Annotated in this window: 21 protein-coding genes and 1 tRNA gene; 7 read left to right on the plus strand and 15 right to left on the minus strand. The window is 63.8% G+C overall.

The window, feature by feature from the left end; translation table 11 throughout:
- Positions 1–15 precede the first annotated feature (15 nt).
- The gene (locus tag J2X45_RS04435) at positions 16–1,236 is read right to left on the minus strand and encodes an LL-diaminopimelate aminotransferase (RefSeq protein WP_310211692.1); all 1,221 of its coding nucleotides are present in this window, start codon (positions 1,234–1,236) and stop codon (positions 16–18) included.
- 108 nt (positions 1,237–1,344) lie between these two features.
- Positions 1,345–1,785 (minus strand): hypothetical protein, encoded by a 441-nt coding sequence (locus tag J2X45_RS04440; protein WP_310211694.1) that lies wholly within the window; start codon positions 1,783–1,785, stop codon positions 1,345–1,347.
- A gap of 89 nt (positions 1,786–1,874) precedes the next feature.
- Between J2X45_RS04440 and J2X45_RS04445 the strand changes: the two genes are divergently transcribed.
- Together J2X45_RS04445 and J2X45_RS04450 are read left to right on the plus strand one after the other, a co-directional pair.
- Complete coding sequence (locus J2X45_RS04445) at positions 1,875–3,887, plus strand: class I poly(R)-hydroxyalkanoic acid synthase (protein ID WP_310211696.1); 2,013 nt, start codon at positions 1,875–1,877, stop codon at positions 3,885–3,887.
- 86 nt (positions 3,888–3,973) lie between these two features.
- Positions 3,974–4,606, plus strand: a complete 633-nt coding sequence (locus tag J2X45_RS04450) for a DUF1287 domain-containing protein (protein ID WP_310211698.1) — start codon at positions 3,974–3,976, stop codon at positions 4,604–4,606.
- 4 nt (positions 4,607–4,610) lie between these two features.
- Here J2X45_RS04450 and argC read toward each other — a convergent pair whose 3' ends face one another.
- From argC to rplM, 3 genes are all read right to left on the minus strand, one after another.
- On the minus strand, positions 4,611–5,564 hold the full coding sequence (gene argC / locus J2X45_RS04455; protein WP_310211700.1) for an N-acetyl-gamma-glutamyl-phosphate reductase: 954 nt from the start codon (positions 5,562–5,564) through the stop codon (positions 4,611–4,613).
- Positions 5,565–5,655: 91 nt separating this feature from the next.
- Positions 5,656–6,129, minus strand: coding sequence for a 30S ribosomal protein S9 (rpsI, locus tag J2X45_RS04460; RefSeq protein ID WP_004624294.1), 474 nt, complete (start codon positions 6,127–6,129; stop codon positions 5,656–5,658).
- Between the two features lie 3 nt (positions 6,130–6,132).
- Positions 6,133–6,606, minus strand: a complete 474-nt coding sequence (gene rplM, locus J2X45_RS04465; protein ID WP_310211705.1) for a 50S ribosomal protein L13 — start codon at positions 6,604–6,606, stop codon at positions 6,133–6,135.
- 236 nt (positions 6,607–6,842) lie between these two features.
- On the opposite strand from rplM, the gene J2X45_RS04470 reads away from it, so the two are divergent.
- Positions 6,843–8,243: an alkaline phosphatase PhoX gene (locus J2X45_RS04470; RefSeq protein ID WP_310211709.1), complete on the plus strand. Its 1,401-nt coding sequence runs from the start codon at positions 6,843–6,845 to the stop codon at positions 8,241–8,243.
- 43 nt (positions 8,244–8,286) lie between these two features.
- On the opposite strand, the gene J2X45_RS04475 is transcribed toward J2X45_RS04470, so the two are convergent.
- Complete coding sequence (locus tag J2X45_RS04475) at positions 8,287–9,318, minus strand: COX15/CtaA family protein (RefSeq protein ID WP_310211712.1); 1,032 nt, start codon at positions 9,316–9,318, stop codon at positions 8,287–8,289.
- Positions 9,319–9,467: 149 nt separating this feature from the next.
- Here J2X45_RS04475 and J2X45_RS04480 point away from each other — a divergent pair, with 149 nt between their 5' ends.
- Both J2X45_RS04480 and J2X45_RS04485 read left to right on the plus strand, forming a co-directional pair.
- Positions 9,468–9,719 (plus strand): GlsB/YeaQ/YmgE family stress response membrane protein, encoded by a 252-nt coding sequence (locus tag J2X45_RS04480; RefSeq protein ID WP_310211714.1) that lies wholly within the window; start codon positions 9,468–9,470, stop codon positions 9,717–9,719.
- On the plus strand, positions 9,716–9,967 hold the full coding sequence (locus J2X45_RS04485; protein ID WP_310211716.1) for a DUF2842 domain-containing protein: 252 nt from the start codon (positions 9,716–9,718) through the stop codon (positions 9,965–9,967). The genes J2X45_RS04480 and J2X45_RS04485 overlap by 4 nt, the downstream gene beginning before the upstream one ends.
- 65 nt (positions 9,968–10,032) lie before the next feature.
- Here J2X45_RS04485 and J2X45_RS04490 read toward each other — a convergent pair.
- From J2X45_RS04490 to J2X45_RS04520, 7 genes are all read right to left on the minus strand, one after another.
- Positions 10,033–10,109: transfer RNA gene (locus J2X45_RS04490), tRNA-Pro, on the minus strand.
- A 63-nt stretch (positions 10,110–10,172) separates the two neighbouring features.
- Positions 10,173–10,598, minus strand: a complete 426-nt coding sequence (locus J2X45_RS04495) for a MerR family transcriptional regulator (RefSeq protein WP_310211720.1) — start codon at positions 10,596–10,598, stop codon at positions 10,173–10,175.
- Between the two features lie 12 nt (positions 10,599–10,610).
- Positions 10,611–10,913: an integration host factor subunit alpha gene (locus tag J2X45_RS04500; protein ID WP_096051474.1), complete on the minus strand. Its 303-nt coding sequence runs from the start codon at positions 10,911–10,913 to the stop codon at positions 10,611–10,613.
- Positions 10,914–11,126: 213 nt separating this feature from the next.
- Positions 11,127–12,104: a beta-ketoacyl-ACP synthase III gene (locus tag J2X45_RS04505; RefSeq protein ID WP_310211726.1), complete on the minus strand. Its 978-nt coding sequence runs from the start codon at positions 12,102–12,104 to the stop codon at positions 11,127–11,129.
- Entirely contained in the window at positions 12,101–13,183 is a 1,083-nt protein-coding gene (plsX, locus tag J2X45_RS04510; RefSeq protein ID WP_310211729.1) for a phosphate acyltransferase PlsX, read from the minus strand. The genes J2X45_RS04505 and plsX overlap by 4 nt, the downstream gene beginning before the upstream one ends.
- 174 nt (positions 13,184–13,357) lie before the next feature.
- Entirely contained in the window at positions 13,358–13,897 is a 540-nt protein-coding gene (locus tag J2X45_RS04515; protein WP_310211734.1) for a DUF177 domain-containing protein, read from the minus strand.
- Positions 13,882–14,412 (minus strand): ubiquinol-cytochrome C chaperone family protein, encoded by a 531-nt coding sequence (locus tag J2X45_RS04520; protein WP_310211738.1) that lies wholly within the window; start codon positions 14,410–14,412, stop codon positions 13,882–13,884. The genes J2X45_RS04515 and J2X45_RS04520 overlap by 16 nt, the downstream gene beginning before the upstream one ends.
- 121 nt (positions 14,413–14,533) lie before the next feature.
- Between J2X45_RS04520 and J2X45_RS04525 the strand changes: the two genes are divergently transcribed.
- Positions 14,534–15,016, plus strand: coding sequence for an outer membrane protein assembly factor BamE (locus J2X45_RS04525; protein WP_310211740.1), 483 nt, complete (start codon positions 14,534–14,536; stop codon positions 15,014–15,016).
- A gap of 263 nt (positions 15,017–15,279) precedes the next feature.
- On the plus strand, positions 15,280–15,822 hold the full coding sequence (locus J2X45_RS04530; RefSeq protein ID WP_310211742.1) for a response regulator: 543 nt from the start codon (positions 15,280–15,282) through the stop codon (positions 15,820–15,822).
- 95 nt (positions 15,823–15,917) lie between these two features.
- Here the strand turns inward: J2X45_RS04530 and J2X45_RS04535 are convergent, their stop codons facing one another.
- Entirely contained in the window at positions 15,918–18,056 is a 2,139-nt protein-coding gene (locus J2X45_RS04535; protein ID WP_310211744.1) for a sodium-translocating pyrophosphatase, read from the minus strand.
- 245 nt (positions 18,057–18,301) lie between these two features.
- Positions 18,302–18,796 carry a hypothetical protein gene (locus J2X45_RS04540; protein WP_310211746.1) on the minus strand — a complete coding sequence of 165 codons (495 nt, stop codon included), beginning with the start codon at positions 18,794–18,796 and terminating at the stop codon, positions 18,302–18,304.
- Positions 18,797–18,834 lie beyond the last annotated feature (38 nt).

Genomic DNA, 18,834 nt, shown 5'->3' on the forward strand with positions numbered 1-18,834 from the left:
TCCGACGCAGCCGTCTTAGGCCTGTTCCATCTTGTTGTGGGCCTTGGCCAGGATGGAGTCGGCGTTGGCGATGAATTTCTTCACGTTGCGCGCGGCCTGACGGATCCGGTGCTCGTTCTCGACCAGACCGATCCGCACATAGCCTTCGCCATACTCGCCAAAGCCGATGCCCGGAGCGACGGCGACGCCGGCCTCCTCGATCAGCAGGCGCGAGAACAGCATCGAGCCGGCCTCGCGATAGGGTTCGGGAATCTTGGCCCAGGCGAACATCGAGGCCGGCGGGTTCGGGATGTCCCACCCCGCAGACTTCATGGACTTGATCAGCGTGTCGCGGCGGCTCTTGTAGATTCCTCGGATCTCGTCGACGCAATCCTGCGGACCATTCAGGGCGGTCGCGGCGGCAACCTGCACGGGCGTGTAGGCGCCATAGTCGAGATAGGACTTCACCCGGGCCAGGGCCGCGCAGATGCGGGCGTTACCGACCACCATGCCCACCCGCCAGCCGGCCATGGCATAGGTCTTGGACAGCGAATTGACCTCGACGGCGATGTCCTTGGCCCCGTCGACCTGCAGGATCGAAGGCGGCGGATTGTTGTCGAAATAGATCTCACCATAGGCGACGTCGCTGATGACCAGCAGGTCGTGCTTCTTCGCCAAGGCGACGGCGTCCTTGTAGAAATCCAGGTCCACCCACTGAGCGGTCGGGTTCGACGGGTAGGACAGGATCAGCACGCTGGGCGGCGGCACCGAGTGCTTCACCGCGCGGCTGATGTTGGAGAGGTACTCCTCCGGCGACAGCGCGGGCACGTGGCGGATGATTCCGCCAGCCATGATGAAACCGAAGGCGTGGATCGGATAGGCCGGGTTCGGGCAGATAATGACATCGCCCGGCCCCGTCAGCGCTTGGGCCAGGTTGGCGAAGCCTTCTTTGGAGCCCAGCGTGGCGATGACCTCGGTGTCCGGGTTCAGCTTCACACCGAACCGTCGACCATAATAGTTGGCCATGGCCTTGCGCAGACCGGGCACGCCCTTCGAGGCGGAGTAACGACCGGCCTTGGGGTCGCGCGCAGTTTCGATCAGCTTATCGACGATATGCTGCGGCGTCGGCATGTCGGGATTGCCCATGCCGAAGTCGATGATGTCAGTGCCCTCGGCGCGGAGCCGGGCCTTGATCTTGTTGACCTCCTCGAAGACGTAAGGCGGGAGGCGGCGGATACGGTGAAAATCGGTGCTCATGAGGGCTCTATGCGCCGCTTCGGCGCTTTGGGAGCGAAAGTCGGGCATGGATAGACCCCAAGCGGGGCCAAGCCAAGCCAGCTAAAGGAAGATTATGCCTCCGTCGCCCTATTGGGGCTGGGACGGAGGCGCGCTAGCTCGGCCGCGGGCTGCGCGGGCGAAGGCTTCGGTGTTTGCGCGGTCGGCTTCGGTCGGCGCGGCGAGCGCCGGCGGGTTAGCGTCCCGGCGCGCCCTGGCGGCGTACGACTCGGAGTCCTTGAGCTCCCAAGTGTTCGGCGCGGTCGCCTTGTTCAGCGCCGCGCCCGCGGCTTGCTGCTGCACGACACTGGCCCGAATCTGATCAACCGTCGGCACGTCCGTCGGAATAGCGGGGATGTCGGCGAACTTCCGGCGGGGCCCCTTGACCTTAGCTGCCGCTGTCGCGGCCGCCGCGACCGGAGAACTCGGGTCGACCTGGCCGGATGAGAACGGGCTGGCGCACGCGGTCGCTCCGGCCGCGAAGCCGAGGATCAGACCCATGCGCACGATTTTGCGGGTTTCGCCGTTCATCTTGTTTCTGGTCTTATGCGATGATCGCGGCGAGTGAAAGGCGTTCAGCGCTTTTCTCGAACCGGCTTTGGACTCGCGGAGGAAACCTCATGGCCACGGCGAAGGCCGCCCCCAAGGCTCGCAAGAAGGCCGCGTCAAAGGCCGATGAGGGCGTCAAGACCAACAAGGTGCCCACAAAACCTAAAGCCGCCGCCAAGCCCGCCAAAGCAAACGGCAAGCCCGAAGCCACCCAAACTCCGCCCCAAGGCGATTCGCCGCGCGCTGCGCCGCCGCCGCCAGGAGCGGAGGCAGCGCCCTTCCCGCCGTTTGAGTCAATGTTGTCGCCAGACCAGTTGAAGATGGTTGAGACCCTGTCAGCGAATCTCGCGCGCGCGGCCGTCACCGCTCAGGGCGCGATCGCCGAGGCGGCGCTGCGCCAAGCCGACCGTCCCGCCGCCCTGACGCCCGACCCGTTCCACGTGGCCCCGGCCCTGAACGAGGTTATGACGCGGCTCGCGGCGCAACCTGACCGATTGATGCGAGCCCAGGCTGACCTCTTTGGCCAGTACATGGAGCTGTGGCAGACCGCAGCGCGTCGCGCCGCTGGCGAAGACGTCGCGCCGGTGGTCGCCCCGGCCGCGGGCGACAAGCGGTTCAACGACCCCGACTGGGCGTCGAACCCCATGTTCGACCTGATGAAGCAATCCTACCTGCTGTCGTCGAATTGGCTCAACGGCCTGATCGCCGAGGTGGACGGGGTCGACCCCGCCACCAAGCGCCGGGTCGAGTTCTTCACCAAGATGCTGACCGACGCGTTCTCACCGTCGAACTTCCTGATCTCGAACCCGGCCGCCCTACGCGAAGTCGTCCAGACACAAGGGCAGAGCCTGGTGCGCGGCATGGAGAACTTTGCGGCCGATCTTGAGCGCGGCGGCGGCCAGTTGGCGATCAGTCAGACGGACCTGGCCAAGTTCAAAGTCGGCGAGAACGTGGCGACTGCGCCGGGCAAGGTCGTCTATCAGAACGACATCCTGCAGCTGCTGCAGTTCGACCCGACCACGGACACGGTGTGCGAGATCCCGCTGCTGATCTTCCCGCCGTGGATCAACAAGTTCTACATCATGGATCTGCGGCCCGAGAACTCGATGATCCGCTGGTTGACCGGCCAGGGCTTCACGGTGTTCGTGGCCTCCTGGGTCAACCCGGACCAGAAGCTCGCGGCAAAGACCTTCGAAGACTACATGTTCGAGGGCATCTACGACGCCGCTCAGCAGGTGATGACGCAGTGCGGGGTCGATCGGGTCAACACCGTGGGATACTGCATCGGCGGCACCCTGCTCTCGGTCGCCTTGGCGCACATGGCCGCGCGCGGTGACAAGCGGATCAATTCGGCCACCTTCTTCGCCGCCCAGCAGGACTTCGCCGAGGCCGGCGACCTGTTGCTGTTCACCAACGAAGAATGGCTGCAGTCGATCGAGCAGCAGATGGACCAGGCGGGCGGCTTCTTGCCCAGCCAGTCGATGGCCGACACCTTCAACGCCCTGCGCGGTAACGACCTGATCTGGTCGTTCTTCGTCAGCAACTACCTGATGGGCAAGGAGCCGCGCCCGTTCGATCTCCTGTTCTGGAACGCCGATCAGACGCGGATGCCAAAGGCGCTGCATCTCTTCTATCTGCGCAATTTCTACAAGGACAACGCCCTGACCACCGGCAAGCTCAGCCTGGGCGGTGAGCGGCTGGACCTCTCGAAGGTCAAGATCCCGATCTATGTGCAGTCCTCAAAGGACGACCACATCGCCCCGTACCGCAGCGTCTATCGCGGGGCCAAGGCTTTCGGCGGTCCGGTGACCTTCACCATGGCGGGCTCTGGCCACATCGCCGGGGTCATCAACCACCCTGACGCCAAGAAGTACCAGCACTGGACCAATGATCAGCTGCCAACCGATGTCTCACAATGGATCGCGGGCGCGCAGGAGCATCCGGGATCTTGGTGGCCGCACTGGTCGAAGTGGCTGAAGGCGCTCTCGGGCGAGCAGGTTCCGGCCCGCGATCCGGCCAAGGGCAAGTTGAAACCGTTGGAGGACGCACCGGGATCGTTTGTGCTCGTAAAGTCACAACCGTAGCGCTTATCAAGAACCGCGCTCCGTATCGCCTCAAACGAACTCGGTTCGCCCAAAAGTCGCCAGGATCGTGGCCAAGCTTCCGCGCCATGCTCACCGTCGACCGCCGAACCGCCTTGGCCATGCTCGCCGCAGCGCCCGCGCTGACGCGGGCTGGCGTCGGCCGTGCGGCGATTCAGGACGCAGGGCGCAAACTGGCGGTCGCGGCGCGTGCTCAGATCGGCGTGACGCTGGCTTACGACGCCAGCTACCGCTCCATAGGTTATCCGAACGGCGATGTCCTGCGTACGAGCGGCGTCTGTTCGGACGTGCTGATCCGGGCTGCGCGTGACGCCTGGGGCGTCGATCTGCAGCAGCGGGTGCATGAGGACATGAAAGCGGCGTTCGACGCGTATCCGTCACGCCGCGAATGGGGACTGAATTCCCCGGACGCCAACATAGATCATCGGCGAGTCTTGAATCTCGAGGTGTTTCTCGCGCGCCAGAACGCCCGACTGGCCCTGCGCGCCCCTCGCCTTTTGGGCGGCGACGCGTTCGAAAACGTCGCGCCTGGCGATATCCTGACCTGGAGGCTGACGGGCGGCCGCCCGCATCTCGGCGTTGCGCTCAGCGGTCCGGATCATGTGCGGGTGGCGCACAATATCGGCGAGGGCGTCAGGGAGGAGCCGTTATGGCGCTTCAAGCTGCACAAGCCCGCCGGCCACTATCGCTGGCGGGCTTGAGCGCCTAGAGGCCGGCCGCTTCGTCTAGGCCGAGTGCGATATTCAGGTTCTGAACCGCTGCGCCGGAGGCCCCTTTGCCGAGATTATCGAGCAAGGCCACTAGGCGGGCCTGACCGCTGGTGTCCGAACCGAAGACGAACAGCTTGAGGCGGTTGGTTCCGTTGAGACCTTCAGGGTCGAGGGTCGTGATGGCCTTGGCCTCATCCAGCGATGCGACCTCCACGAACCGCTCGCCGGCGTAGTGGTCGGCCAAGGCCTGGTGGATCGCTCCGAGCGACGGGACACCGTGCAGCGTCGCGAAGTGCAGCGGCATCTCGACGATCATGCCTTGGAGGTAGCGCCCGACGGCCGGGGCGAAGAAGGGACGGGTCAGCAGTCCGCCATGCTTCTGCATCTCTGGGACATGCTTGTGGGCCTGGGAGAGGCCGTAGATGCGGAACGGGACCTTGGTGAAGTTGGCGGCGCTCTCGTCCTCGAACTCGGCGATCATCGCCTTGCCGCCGCCGCTGTAGCCCGAGACAGCGTTATAGGAGACCGGCAGTTCGGGCGGGAGGATCCCCGCCGACACGAGCGGTCGCGTCAGAGCGATGGCGCCCGTCGGGTAGCAGCCCGGATTGGAGATCCGCTTCGAGGCGGCGATCTTGCCGCGCTGCTCCTTGTCCAGCTCCGGAAAGCCGTACGCCCATCCTTCGGCCGTCCGGTAGGCCGTCGAGGCGTCGATGATCACAGTGGTCGGGTTGCTCACCAGCGAGACGGCTTCCTTGGCCGCGTCGTCGGGCAAACAGAGAATCACGGCGTCGGCGCTGTTCAGCATCTCGGCCCGGGTGTCGGCGTCCTTGCGCTTGGTCGGATCGATCGAAACCAGTTGCAGGTCGGTGCGGCCAATCAGGCGCTCGCGGATCTGCAAGCCGGTCGTGCCAGCTTCGCCGTCGATGAAGACCTTGGGAGCGTTCGCCATGGCGGACTCCAATCCGAACTAGAGACAGAACAAGAAAAAGGGCGCTTCGGCCGAACCGAAGCGCCCCTTCCCATAGACGTAATCGTCGCGATTAGCGCTTCGAGAACTGGAAGCTGCGGCGGGCCTTGGCCTTGCCGTACTTCTTACGCTCAACGACGCGGCTGTCGCGGGTCAGGAAGCCGTGCGGCTTCAGGACCGGGCGCAGGCCGGGTTCATAGTAGGTCAGAGCCTTCGACAGGCCGTGGCGGATGGCGCCGGCCTGACCCGACAGGCCCGAGCCTTCGACGGTCACGACGACGTCGAATTGACCCAGACGGTCGGTCACTTCCAGCGGCTGAGCGATCATCATGCGCAGCACCGGACGGGCGAAATAGACTTCCTGATCACGACCGTTGATCGTGATCGAGCCCTTGCCCGGCTTGATCCAGACGCGGGCAATCGCGTTCTTCCGCTTGCCGGTCGCATAGGCGCGGCCTTGGGCGTCGATCTTGGGTTCGGCCGGAGCGGCAGCTTCCGGGTTGCTGGACAGGCTGGCCAGCGCGTCAAAGCCTTGAGCGTCAGTCATAGCTTAGAGGCTCCGGATGTTCTTGGCGTTGCGACCGGCGAAGTCGACGACTTCGGGGTTTTGCGCTTGGTGCGGGTGCTCGCCGTTGTTGTAGATGAGCAGGTGGGTCAGCTGCTTGCGAGCCAGCGGGCTTTCCTTCGGCAGCATGCGCTCGACGGCCTTCTCCAGGACGCGTTCCGGGAACTTGCCGCCCAGCACCTTGCGCGGGGTGGTTTCCTTGATGCCGCCCGGGTGACCGGTGTGACGGTAGTAGACCTTGTCGTCCAGCTTCTTGCCGGTGAACTTCACCTTGTCGGCGTTGATGACGACGACGAAGTCGCCGCAATCGACGTGCGGGGTGTAGTCAGGGCGATGCTTGCCGCGAAGACGCATGGCGATGAACGAAGCCAGACGACCAACAACGGCGTTCTCGGCGTCGACCACGATCCACTTCTTCTCGACCTCGGCTGGCTTCAAGGAAGCCGTGATCTTCTGCATGGGATTGATCCGTAATTTCTGGGCGTCCGAACCCGAGAAAACCGGTTTCGTCCGTGTGAGGCGCGGCATGTACGGGAGGCGTCAGGCGCTGTCAACAACCGCACAGCCAGAAACTTACAAAGTTATGCAATTACAATAACTTATATAACGCGGTATTATAATACCGTATTGCTGTGTTCGAACCGTCACGAACCTTCGGCATAGGCATGCCATCAACAGCTCCACGGACCTCGACCATGGCCTTTTCCCGCAGAAGCTTCCTCGGAGCCGCCGCCACCAGCCTGGCGTTCAGCGGCTTTTCTGTCCGGGCCCAGGATGAGGCCGTAGAGGCTGAAACCTACCTGAACGAGGTCGAGGGTTACGGCGAGCTCATCGCGGATCCCAAGGGCCTGCTCGATCTGCCACAGGGCTTCCGCTATCGCGTGATCGCTCAGGCGGGAGAGACCATGAACGACGGTCTTCTAGTCCCCGGAAAGTTCGACGGCATGGGCTGTTTCGCGGCGGGCGAGGACAAGGTTCTACTTGTTCGTAATCACGAACTGTCCGTCAGCGACATCCATGACGGCCCGTTCGGTCTTTCCCAACGACTGATCGATCGGATCGACCGCAAACGCGTGTGGGACTTCCAGAACGGTGAAGTCCCCCTGCCCGGCGGCACGACCACGCAGCTCTACAATCTCAAGACCGGACAGACTGAGCGTCAGCACATGAGCCTGGCTGGAACCATCGTGAACTGCGCCGGCGGCGTCACCCCGTGGGGCTCATGGCTCACCTGCGAAGAAACGACCCTGGAGGCTGGCCTCGAGGTCGGCAAGGATCACGGCTATGTCTTTGAGGTCCCCTCCGCGCACATCGGGCTGGTTGAGCCGGTCGCGCTTAAGGGACTTGGCCGGTTCAAGCACGAGGCGGCCTGCATTGATCCCCGAACGGGCGTCGTCTACCTCACGGAGGACCTGGCCGACGGCCTGTTCTACCGGTTCCTGCCCCACGACCGGCGCAACCTCGCGGCGGGTGGCCGCCTCCAGGCTCTTGGCCTCGTCGACGCACAGGAAGGCGGCGATACGCGGAACCAGGAGGAGAAAAGCTTCCCCATCAAGGGCTGGAAGGCGGTCCGCTGGATCGACCTCGATGGCGTAGACAACCCCTATGACGATCTACGACGTCGAGGCCATCGGGCGGGCGCGGCGATCTTCTCGCGGGGCGAAGGGGTCCACTTCGGCGCGGGCGAGGTCTACTTTACGGCCACGGCCGGTGGCGCAGCCGGCTCGGGGCAGATCTTCCGCTATGTTCCCTCCCCTGCGGAGGGACAGGTCGGCGAGAAGGATCAGCCGGGCAAGCTGCAACTGTTCGTCGAAAGTCAGAACGATCGCGTACTGGACTACGCCGACAATCTCACAGTGGCGCCCTGGGGCCACCTCATCATCTGCGAGGACCGGTATTCGGACACGCTACGCAACCATCTGCGCGGCGTGACGCCTAGCGGGAAGGTCTACACCCTCGGGCGCAACGTCTTCGCCGGGAATTCCGAATTCGCCGGCGCATGCTTCTCGCCGGACGGAACGACGCTGTTCGTCAATGTTCAGTCGCCCGGCATCACCTTGGCGATCAGCGGTCCTTGGGCCACCGTTAAGGCCTAGCCCCCTTGCGGCGTCGCGGGCCTTGCTCGTGGCGCCGACGCCCTTACGGGCGGCGGACACGCCAAGCGAAGGAAGTCGCCACCGCCAGCAACACTGCAGCGCCGGCCTGGTGCACAACGCCCAGGCTGATGGGCACGGCCGCGACAAGAGTCCAGACGCCCAGGACCGCCTGCAGACAGACCACGACGGCCACGGCGACTGCGATCCCTTTGGCGTCGGCGACCAACAGCCGGTCACGCTTGGCCACGACCGCCATCAAAATCGCCGCGACCAGGAGCGCGTAGGCGAAAATCCGATGGTTGAACTGGACCGCCGCCTGACTGTGGGCCAGCGTGCCCCAGAAGCCCGCGCCGACATAATCGCTTGGGAACCAGCGTCCGTTCATCAACGGCCAGTCATTATAAACCAATCCCGCATCGTTGCCGGCGACGAGCGCCCCGAGCAGGCTCTGGAAGAACACCGCGCCCAGAAAGGCCAACGCCCACACCCGCCAGGGGCTACGCTCCTCGACGCGCGGTGATCCGTTCCAGGCGTCCAACGCCGTCCAGATCAGCACGACGAAAAGCGCCAGGGCCAAGCCCAGATGGGTCATCAGCCGCTCGGGAGCTACGGATACGCGCTCCGACAACCCGCTGGAGACCATCCACCAGCCGATTAGGCCCTGCAGACCGCCCAGCCCCAACATGGCTGCGCAACGCCAGATCAGGCGCCGGGGGATGTCCTTGCGGATCAGGAACACGACAAACGGAATGGCGAAGGCCATGCCGACAACGCGCCCAAGGAGTCGATGCGCCCATTCCCACCAGAAGATGCCCTTGAACGCCTCAAGGGACATGTCGGGGTTCACCAGCTGGTACTGCGGTATCTGCTTGTAGAGCTCGAAGCTCTCGCGCCAGGCCTGTTCCGACATGGGCGGCAGAGCACCCATGATGGGTTTCCACTCCGTGATCGAGAGGCCAGAGTCCGTCAGGCGGGTCGCCCCGCCCACCACCACCATGGCGAACACCATGGCGGCGACGATGAAGAGCCAGATCGCGACCGGGCGCGAGCGGTCTGAACGCAGGAAAGACGTCATGGGGTCGGAAAAGCGTCACTTCTGGGCCGAATTGCGGCGGCTCCTTCCCTACGCCTGAGAATGGACTGCATCAATCTCTCTGTGGCCCGACATGACGGGGCCATCGCTTCGTGCGAAAGATCGCAAGTGCGGACATTGCGGAGCGATCGATGAGCGGAATGGGGGTTTTCGCGGCCGCGGTGATCGGCATTCTGGCGGGGTGGATCGCGGATATCGTCCTGGCCCGCCGCCACTCGCTGTTCATCAAGCTCTTGATCGGCGTCGTCGGCTCATTCATCGGAGCCTTCATCGCCTCGCGGATCGACCTACATCTGGCCGGGTTCGTCGGCGAGCTGATCGTGTCCAGTGTCGGCGCGATCCTGTTCCTGGCCATCCTTGGCCTCGTTCGGAGACCTACGTGAACGCCCCCTCAAATCCACCCCGCCTGATTCCCGCCCGCCTGCGGAAGCTGATCGGCTCGATCGGCGTCATGGTGATTCTGTTCGCGTGGATCTGGATCTTCACTAGCCTGTACGACCACTTGCCGCAGAACCGCTTCGTGCATCTGGTCTATTTCGTGGCCCTGGGTATGGGCTGGATACTGCCGGTGATCCCGCTCATCAGCTGGATGGGCAAGGCTGACCAGCCTCTCGACACCGGCGTGCGCTAGCATCGCATAAGAAAAAGGCCGCCCTTGCGGGCGGCCTTTCATCTTCCACGCTTTCCCGAAGGAAATGGTCGGAGCGACAGGATTCGAACCTGCGACCCCTTGACCCCCAGTCAAGTGCGCTACCAGGCTGCGCCACGCTCCGACGCGGAAGGAGCGCCCTTATAGGCGCCGCTCCTGCCTTGGGCAACACCGATTTGGGCAGAAATCAACCGCGCGCCAAAAGTCCGTCGAGACGAGATTTGATGGCGGTAAGGTCGGCTAGCGCGAAGGCCAATCGATCACGCCGCTCATCGACCCGGGCCGCCTCTTCTCGGGGCGCCTCATAGTCAAAGTCGGAGTCCAGGCTCGCTGAACCGTTCGAACCCAGACCTGCGGCAATGACGTGCGCCAGACCTTGATCCCGATGCAACTTCTGGACGCCCTTGATCGTCAAGCCTTCGCTGTGCAGCAGGGCGCGGACGCCGTTGAGCACAGCGATGTCCTGAGGGCGATAGAACCGGCGTCCGCCGGCGCGTTTCATCGGTCGGATGAAAGAAAACTTCGTTTCCCAGAAGCGAAGCACGTGCTGCGGCACGCCAAGCTCCTCGGCGGCCTCTGAGATCGTGCGGAAGGCGTTAGGTCCCTTCGCCACCGCAAACAGTCCCTAGTCGCCCAAAGCGCGGTCGATACGCGCCTTCATGACCTGTGAAGCCCTGAAACCGATCACGCGACGGGGTTCGATCTCGGCCGGTTCACCGGTCTTGGGGTTGCGACCCATGCGGGCGCGCTTGGCGCGAACCTGAAAGACGCCAAAACCCGATAACTTGACGGTCTCACCCTGCTCCAGCGCCTCGGCGACGAGATCGAGAGTGCGCTCGACCAGCCCCGCGCAATCTTGGCGGGTCAGCCCGACTTCCTCATGAACCGCCTCACACAGGTCGGCTCGGGTCAAAGTAGCGCCCTTCATGCAACCCCCTTCACGCGTATCGCTGCGACCAAGCGGCCGCTCTAGATGGAGCACTCGCGGCGAACCCTGTAGCCGCGCGGTCGCCCTCAACTAACCGCGCTTAGGTTCACCGACGACCTCATGCCGCGATTACCGCATGAAGTCAAAGACTCAACGCCAGGAGTTCATGCCCTGACAGAGGATCGCGCAAGGCGATATCGACTTCGGATCAACCTATAGCCGGATGACGCAGGCGCCCCAGGTCAGCCCGCCGCCCATCGCCTCGAGAAGCAGCAGGTCGCCCTTCTTGATTCGGCCGTCCTTGATCCCGTGCGCGAAGGCCAGCGGGATCGAGGCGGCTGAGGTGTTGGCGTGGATCGCCACGGTCGAGATGACCTTCTCCTCATCGATGCCACAGCGATGGGCGACGCCTTGAAGGATGCGCTGGTTAGCCTGGTGCGGGATGAACCAATCGACGTCGGCGACCGCGACGCCAGCCTGTTCAGCGGCGGCTCGGATCGCTTCAGAGATATTGACGACCGCGTGCTTGAACACCTGATTGCCCAGCATGCGCAGCTTGCCGACCGTACCGGTCGTCGACGGTCCGCCGTCGACATAGAGCAGGTCCTGCTTGGTCCCGTCCGCGCGCAGGGCGAAGCCGAGCATGCCGCGATCTTCGGTCGTGCCCTCCCCTTCGCCCGGTTCGAGCACGACGGCCCCGGCGCCGTCACCGAACAGAACGCAGGTGCCGCGATCGCTCCAGTCCATGAGGCGGGTCATCGCCTCGGCGCCAATGACCAGGGCGCACTTGGCGTGGCCGCGCGCGACGAAGCCGTCAGCGACACTCAGGGCGTAGACAAAGCCCGAGCAGACGGCCTGGACGTCGAAGGCGACACCCACCGGCGCGCCGAGCTTGCGCTGAACGATCGTGGCGGTGGCCGGGAACGTCAGGTCGCCCGTCGTGGTGGCCACGATGATCAGGTCAACATCGGCTGCGGTCTTGCCCGCCGCCGCCAGCGCTTCCTTGGCCGCCTCGAAGGCCAAATCCGACACAGGTTGATCGTCAGCCGCCTGGTGGCGCTGGCGAATGCCAGTCCGCTCCACGATCCACTCGTCGCTGGTGTCGACGAACTTGGCGAGGTCGTCGTTGGTCACGACCTTAGGCGGCAGATAGGCGCCGACGCCCGTTACAACGCTTCGCACTACGCTCACTCGGCCGCTCCCTGGGCGTCAGCGCCAGACCCCAGCCCGTCCTCGGACTTGGTCGTCGCCGCCGTAGCGGTCAGGCGCTTGAGATTTCTATCGATCTCCGCGCGAAAATCACTGCGCGCGAGGTTCGTCGCGACCCGGATCGCCGAAGCGAAGCCGTTGGCGTCCGCGCCGCCATGGCTCTTCACCACAATCCCGTTCAGGCCGAGCAATGGCGCGCCGTTCACGCGGCTGGGGTCCAGGCGGTGGCGCATCTTCTTCAACGCGCCCGAAGCGATCAGAGCGCCCAACATGGCCAACGGCCCTGAGGTCAAGGTCGACTTGATCTCGTTCGAGAAGAAGCGCGCCAACCCCTCGGCGGTTTTCAGGGCGACGTTGCCGGTGAAGCCGTCAGTCACGACAACATCGACCGTCCCGTGAGCAATATCGTTGCCCTCGACGAAACCGTGGTAGTCAAAATCGAGCGTCGTTTCGCGGAGAATAGCGTGCGCCTCACGCACCTCCTCATGGCCCTTCTGGTCTTCGGAGCCCACGTTCAAAAGCCCGACGGTGGGCCGCTTCGCGCCATGGACAGCGTGGTGGAACGCCGCCCCCATGATGGCGAACTCCACCAGTTGAGAAGCGTCGCTTTCCACATTGGCGCCGACATCCAGGACGGTCGTGACGCCCTTCATGGTCGGCCAGTTGGCGACGATCGCAGGCCGCTCCAACTCGGCGCCCATACGCAGGATTAGTTTGGAGATCGCCATGAGGGCGCCGGTGTTCCCGGCGGACACACAGGCCTGGGCCTGGTTCTCGCGAACGGCTTCAACGGCGTTCCACATACTGGAGCCCTTGCCCCGGCGCATGGCCTGGGCAGGCTTCTCGTCCATGCTGATCGCCTTGTCGCAGTGGCGAACCTCGCTCACGGCCTTGGCGGCGGGACACTTCGCCAGTTCGGCCTCGATCGCGGCGCTATCGCCGTGCAGCAGGAAGCGCACGCCTGGAAGAGCTCTCAGTGCTTGAGCGATCCCGGGGACAACGATGGAAGGGCCGTGGTCGCCGCCCATGGCGTCGACGGAGATGACGAGGGATTGTGACACGTGGCGCTGTGAGCTCCGGCAGGCGGTCGCGCCGCCCTTGAAGCGGCGGACGATACATCCGCGTGATTATCACGCAAGCAGGCGAGTCGGACCTAATCCCGCCCGCACGGGCTGGGCCAAACTCTTCAAGAGGCGTCTCACGGCCCCATCGCCGCGATCCGTTCCCAGGCGACGTCAGTCTTCCTCGCGCTTGAGGTTGAGACTCTTCAAGGCCGAGAAAGGCGAGATTTCCGTCGGCTCCGGCGGCTGGACGAAGACCGCGCCGGGCTTGCGGGGAAACGGATCCAACTCCAAAGCCAGATGCTCGACGACATAGCCCGACACATCGATCGCTTCGCCTTCCAGCACATCCGGCGGGTCGTCGCCCTCGGGATCCGCGCCCAAGTCACCGAACTCCTCCTGCGGCGCGTTCTCGCTGTTCGCAGGAAGGACCTTCAAGGAAAAACGCGCATCGATCGGAGTCTCGAAGTCGTCCGCCGTTGCGCTGCAGGTCTGGACGACCCGAGCGCGGAGCAGACCGGAGATGCTGGCGCCGTCGAGCCACGACGCGAGATAAACCTCGGCGCTGAGCGCCTCGAGGCTGACCAAGCCGAGTTGCTTGGCGATCGCCTTCCGCTGATCAGCCGAAGGCTCGAGCCGCAGGCTGACCGCGCCGCGATCCACCTGAGACAAAGAAATCTCGCAGGGCCAGGGGGCGCTCACGGGGTTGGCCAAGTCACATCTCCTTGCAGCAAGGCGTCCAGCGGCTGAGCCGCCAACGCTTCGCGCGTTCTTGTCACATAGGCGGTCAGGGCCGCGGCGTCGCCCTCCCCGCGTTCTTCCAGCGCGGTCCGCGCCATAAGTTCGCGGGTCGCAACCACGTCCGGAAGACTTTCGACCGCTTCGTCATAGGCCTTCAACCGGCCGTAGAACGCGCCCGCAAGCTTCTTCATCTTCTTGCCAACGGAGGTGTCGGAAACGCCGATCTCGCGAAACGCGTCGTCCAGCCCCTTAACATAGGCGTCGAAGACAGCCTGCGAGGTCTCGGCCGCCGCATCGCCCTGCCCCTTCAAGCGCTCGATCAAAAAAATGACGTGAAGACTGAAGAGCTCAAAGCGCCCCTCCATCGAGTCACGGACACCGTAGTCGCGATAGAACGTCGCGGATCGGGCCTGTCCAACTGCAGACGCATAGAGCTTGCCCCCCGCCAGCTTGGCGGGTCTCGGCTTCAGCCACCTGTCCAGAAACATTCAAACGCCTCGATTTCGCCGCGACATCCCGCTATCCGCGGAGTCCGCCTTCACGCGGGCATTGAACTAAGCCCGCGCGGGCGATAGGTCAAAGTCTGCATTTTTCCGGTTCGGAGCCTTGATGTCTCGCCCCGCCGTTTTCGCCGCCGCCGCTCTGGCCTTGGCGCTCGCTTCCTCGGCGTGTACGCCGCTGACAAGCTACTCCGGATTCCAGGCCATCGAGGCCAAGCCGGCCGAGATGAAAGTCGGTGAGGACAGCAAGTCCACGCTCATGGAGAAGCTTGGCTCGCCGTCGGCGGTTTCGACCTTCGACAGCAACACCTGGTACTACATCTCGCAAACGACGGATCGTGTGGCCTTCTACATGCCCCGCGTGATCAAGCGCGATGTCGTGGCGATCAAGTTCAACCCGGCAGACGAGAAGGTCGCCTCGGTGGACACCTACACGCTGCAGGACGGAAAGGTCATCGCGTATAACGGTCGCGAGACGCCGACCCGTGGTCGCGAGATGACCATTCTCGAGCAGCTGCTCGGGAACGTCGGACGCGGCGGCATGCTACCTCAGGACGATACCGCTCCGGGCCAGCGCCCCGGCAATCGATAGACCAAAGTCGACAAGTCGACTGTAGAAGAGGCCGCCTACCACCTGGTAGGCGGCCTTTTTCGCGCTTTGATGATCGGAACCCCAGAAGCACCACTCAAAATGGTAAGATAAGACACGGCATTTTATTCTCAACGCGCGATTCACCGCCCCAATTCGAGTCCCAAGGGACGGTTGAAAGACTCTATCAACTCAATCCGATGTTTCCTCGACTCCAGCCGCCAAGATTTCACGGCCCGAATTCACGATGACGAGGGAGGCGCTTTGTGGAGGGAATGGATTTCCGCGATGTGTCGGTCCTGTTGGTCGACGACAACGCGAACATGCGCAAGTTGGTCGGCACGATGTTGAAGGCGGCCGGCTTCCGTCGGATTCGCGAAGCCAATGATGGTCTCGAAGGCCTGAAGATTTTTCAGACCCAGGAAATCGACATCATCTTCACCGACCTGATGATGCAGCCGGTGGATGGCCTGGCGTTTATCCGTTGGGTGCGCACGTCGACGGCCAGCCCGAACCACTTTGTGCCGATCATCATGATGACCGGTCACGCCACGCAGCGCACCTTGAATGAAGCACGGATGGCCGGCGTGACGGAGTTCCTCGCCAAGCCGTTGACAGCGCGCGGCGTGATGCACCGCATCAACGAGATCGTGAACAATCCTCGCCCCTTCGTTCGGGCCAGCGAGTACTTCGGACCGTGCCGACGCCGGCGGATTGACCACGACTTCCAGGGCGTGGATCGTCGCGGAACAGCGCCCAACGCCGTGCAGGACGCGCTTGAGGAAATGAACCTCGAAGACATCTACTAAACAGCCGCTGAGCTGGCCAGCGGCCAAGCCGCGCAATGCAGAACGCCCCGAAGCAGGCTCCGGGGCGTTCGCATTTCAGACTGCTCTCAGAGAGATCAGGCGCCGTGAGCCAAAACCGCCAGCAGCAGCAGCGCCACGATGTTGGTGATCTTGATCATCGGGTTCACGGCCGGGCCCGAGGTGTCCTTGTAGGGATCGCCCACGGTATCGCCGGTGACAGCGGCCTTGTGCGTTTCGCCGCCCTTCTTGTGCAGGACGCCGTTCTTGTCGGTGAAGCCCTCTTCAATGACCTTTTTGGCGTTGTCCCAGGCGCCGCCGCCGCTGGTCATCGAGATGGCGACGAACAGGCCGGTGACGATCACGCCCATCAGCATGGCGCCGAGCGCCGCGAAGGCGTCGACCTTGCCCGCAATGGCCTGGATCACGAAGAACAGCGCCACCGGAGAGACTACCGGCAGCAAGCTCGGCACGATCATTTCGCGAATGGCGGCCTTTGTCAGGATGTCCACGGCCTTGCCGTACTCCGGCTTGACCTCGCCCGTCATGATGCCGGGATTTTCGCGGAACTGACGGCGCACCTCGGCGACCACCGACTCGGCCGCGCGACCCACGGCGGTCATCGACAAGCCACCGAACAGGAACGGCAGCAAGCCGCCGAACAGCAGGCCGACAACGACGTAGGGGTTCGAGAGATCGAACGTCACCGCGCCCATGCCGTCGAAGAAGCTGCCCGGCGCGGCGTTGGCCGAGAAGAACTTCAGGTCTTCGGTATAGGCGGCGAACAGCACCAGGGCGCCCAGACCGGCCGAACCGATCGCATAACCCTTGGTGACGGCCTTGGTGGTGTTGCCGACCGCGTCGAGCGCGTCGGTCGTCACGCGAACTTCCGGCGGAAGGCCGGCCATTTCGGCGATTCCGCCGGCGTTGTCGGTGACCGGGCCAAACGCGTCCAGAGCGACGATGAACCCCGCCAGCGACAGCATGGTCGTGGTCGCGATGGCGATGCCGAAGAGGCCCGCGAGGTTATAGGTCACCACGATGCCGACGATGATGGTGAGAGCCGGCAGAGCCGTGGCCTCGAGAGACATGGCCAGACCCTGGATCACATTGGTGCCGTGACCCGAGACCGAAGCCTGAGCGACGGACTTCACCGGGCGGAAGCCGGTGCCGGTGTAGTACTCGGTGATCATCACGATCGCAGCCGTCACGACTAGGCCCGCCAGGCCGCAGTAGAACAGCGCGTCGGCGCCGTAAGAGCGACCGTCCACTTCGACAGCGTTCGGGACCAGTTGATGGATCACGTACCAGACCGCCGGGATCGACAGCACGCCGGTCACGATGAGGCCCTGGTAGAGCGCGCCCATGATGTTCTGGCTCTTGCCCAGGCGGACGAAGAACGCGCCGATGATCGATGTGACGATACAGACCGCACAAATGGCCAGCGGCAGCAGCATCATCGCGCTGACGGCTTCGGTTCCGCGGAAGAAGATCGCCGCCAGAACCATCGTGGCGACCGTGGTCACCGCATAGGTTTCGAAGAGGTCAGCGGCCATGCCAGCGCAATCGCCAACGTTGTCGCCGACGTTGTCAGCGATCGTCGCGGCGTTGCGCGGATCATCTTCCGGAATGCCGGCCTCGACCTTGCCGACGAGGTCGCCGCCCACGTCCGCGCCCTTGGTGAAGATACCGCCGCCCAAACGGGCGAAGATCGAGATCAGCGAAGCGCCGAAGCCGAGGGCGACCAGCGAGTCCACGACAACCCGGTCGGTAGCCTCATGGCCCGTTGACAGCAGGACATAATAATAGCCCGCCACGCCGAGCAAGGCGAAGCCGGCCACCAGCATGCCGGTCACGGCGCCTGATGTGAAGGCCATCGACAGGCCCTTGGCGAGGCTCTCGGATGAGGCTTGGGCGGTGCGGACGTTGGCGCGCACCGAGATCAGCATGCCTGCAAAGCCGGCCGCGCCCGACAGCGCTGCGCCCAGAGCGAAGCCTACCGGCTGCTCCCACGATTTGAAGAAGAACGCCAAAGCGGCGACGACAACCACACCGACGATACCAATCGTCGTGTACTGGCGGTTCAAATAGGCTTGCGCGCCTTCCTGGATCGCTGCGGCGATCTCCTGCATGCGCGCGTTGCCGGCTGAGGCCCGCATTAGACTCGCTGTCTGCACGGCGCCGTACAGCACCGCCAGAAGCCCGGCCGCAATGGCCAGATAAAGCCAAAGACTCATTAGTTCTTCGCCCCTTCGCGTTTCTCAATCACGAGGGGACGCCGATCCAGGCGCACGAGCTATGACGCATGTCAAACCCGCCACCCTGATCGACGAGCGGGCCTTTTGGCCTCGTTCCCCCTCGATGCTCCCTAAAATGACGCACGGAACAGCGTCATCCGAACGAGACTGTCAGATGGTCGGAGGGTGCGCAACCCGGCTCGAAACAAGCGTTTGCCGCGCGGAAGCTTGGCCGGAACGCCTGATCAGGGGCGAACGACTTCGCGATCAGCCTGTATCGCCGCGTTGGATTTCGGCGGCATCAGTTGCTGCCGAGGGATCTGTTTGACGATTTCGACCGACGCCACCTTGCCCTTGCCGAACAGAACGGCGCACTGGCCCAGAACGAAAGCGGTCAGACGGGGACCGTCGACCTCCTTCCAAGTGTCTGCACGCGTGAACGGGGTCTTGTAGGCCGCACGCACGATCGCGTCGCGCAAGGCCGGCTCCTTATCCTTGAAGGACTCGACTTCCGTCCCGGAGGTTAGCTTGAGCGTCATCGCCACGAAGACGTAGTTGACGATCCGGCCATTGGCGATGATCGGAATGGTCATCGAGCCCAGCTTGTAGGTAGGGTCCAGCGCCTGTTCGCCGCCCTCCTTCTTCTTTTCCGAAGCAAAGGCCGGACCAGCCATAGAGACCACAGCACTGACGGCGGCGGTGATCAAAACGCGGCGCGTGAGAATGTTTCGCGGGCTCATGCGCCCAGCCATACGTCAAAGGCCTTGAAATAAGCCTA

It is taken from the genome of Caulobacter sp. BE264 (assembly GCF_031457805.1).
Lineage (GTDB): Bacteria > Pseudomonadota > Alphaproteobacteria > Caulobacterales > Caulobacteraceae > Caulobacter.